Source organism: Moorena sp. SIO2C4 (assembly GCF_010672485.1).
GTDB lineage: Bacteria > Cyanobacteriota > Cyanobacteriia > Cyanobacteriales > Coleofasciculaceae > Moorena > Moorena producens.
In genome coordinates, this window is the sequence record NZ_JAAHGN010001352.1 from 1 (window position 1) to 1,677 (window position 1,677).

The 1,677-nt window shown below is 43.9% G+C and carries 2 protein-coding genes; one reads left to right on the forward strand and one right to left on the reverse strand.

Annotated elements, in window-relative coordinates; translation table 11 throughout:
• Window positions 1-56: 56 nt before the first annotated feature.
• Window positions 57-449 carry a hypothetical protein gene (locus F6K20_RS37475; RefSeq protein WP_008179929.1) on the forward strand — a complete coding sequence of 131 codons (393 nt, stop codon included), beginning with the start codon at window positions 57-59 and terminating at the stop codon, window positions 447-449.
• Between the two features lie 386 nt (window positions 450-835).
• On the opposite strand, the gene F6K20_RS37480 is transcribed toward F6K20_RS37475, so the two are convergent.
• Window positions 836-1,078: a DUF4327 family protein gene (locus F6K20_RS37480; RefSeq protein ID WP_008179930.1), complete on the reverse strand. Its 243-nt coding sequence runs from the start codon at window positions 1,076-1,078 to the stop codon at window positions 836-838.
• Window positions 1,079-1,677: the final 599 nt, after the last annotated feature.

Sequence of the window (1,677 nt, forward strand, 5' to 3'; positions counted from 1 at the left end):
TAAGGACGTCCCACGGACGTCCTTAAGAAAAAATTTATGGTAAATCGTTAGTATAAATGAACTCCAACAATCTCCTGGAATTACTGCAAACTGGGTTTCGCGCCTCCTTGGGGGCAACAGCCTCTTTCGTTGAAACCCTGCAAGACCCTCAAAAGCGTGAAGAAAGTCTGGCTCAGTTTCAGTCAGATTTCAATCAACAGGTGACTGAGTGGGCGGAAAAAGGAGAGACTACTGAACTTGAAGCCCGACGTTTTATTGAGCAGATGTGGAATCAACCAGGTAATCCCGTGGGTACACCGACAACTGGTACCTCCAGTGATCCTGCTGCAGCATCATCTAGCAATCCTGTTCAGTCCAATGCACAGGATGATATTGAGGAACTGACAACACAACTTGCTGATCTTCGTAAGGAGTTAGAGGAATTGCGTAAATCAGACAGTAATAGTTAGATTGAAATAGTTAGATTGACACGGAGCGTGAAAAAACTCAGGTCTGAGTGGGAGACTAAAGTGGGAGACTAATAGCCTAGAAATCAACCACGGGAAACAGAAACTCCGCTCAATCTCTGACATTTCTGTTCCCATCTAATGGATTTACCCACTCAGGGCTGAGATACCATCAACTCAAGGCTTTTGATTACAAATGGCAGCTTTGTTACTCCCCAACACTATTCCCTGAAGTTTGCTGATATATACTCAACCGCTGACGGTTGCCCAACCCATCTAGTAAGTCACTATAGCCTTTATCGGTGGCATTGATGGGGTTTTGTTAGTTACCTACTCGATCGCACTTTTTTGTCTTAGGATCAGCTTCTATGCCGTTTGACTGAGGTCGCTTAGTCATTTTCCCATTTTTGAGAACCGATCAGGTCAGCAATACGGTCTCTTAGCAGGAATTCGCACTGCTCTAGCTCACACTCCACACACAGCCATTCTCGAGCTGGAATATATTGGCAAAGAACGTAAATGGGCTGTTGACGACTGACAAATCCTTTATCCACTAAGCGACGTGCTTCGTCTTGGATCACATCGATTGAATAACGGATAGAAGGGGTAGATGGCACTGTGTTAACACTCATGGATATCTTATCAGCTTGATCTAAAAAACGGGGATACGATTATATTAATCCAAATTTACTTACTGTGAAATAAAATTATTTCAGTATAAGAAGTTACCATTGACCAAGATTTGTTGATAAGGATCTTCCAATACTTTGGGCAAGTTGTCAAAGTCTAACCCATGGACAGCTAAAATGCCTACTGGGTTATGACTGAGCCATTGGTCATTGGCTGTAGGAGCTACCTTTCTCTCAAACCCCCTGTCTCTCTAAGGACTACCTGGCTGCCAAACCCGTCTGACCACCCCCAGATACCATTGGTTAAGTAATCAGAATATGGGATATATTTTATTGGCTGTTTGTTAAATAAAGCTTAAATCCTTGCTTAGGGTGGGATAGGGGGCGAGTACTGTGAAAGCTGATCAAGTCTCTCTTTATGCAAAGCGCGAGTGGGGGAAACCCCCATGAGCGCACCGGTAGTCGCTCATGGGGTGGCCTCCTTTGACCGCGCTACCTCGCTGCATCGCTTTAACAGAGCTGTCCGCCTTAACCCACCCATATTCATTACTCTAGCTGTCTTAAGATTTACTTTATAAATAGTCTCTTAATAAAGTAAATCA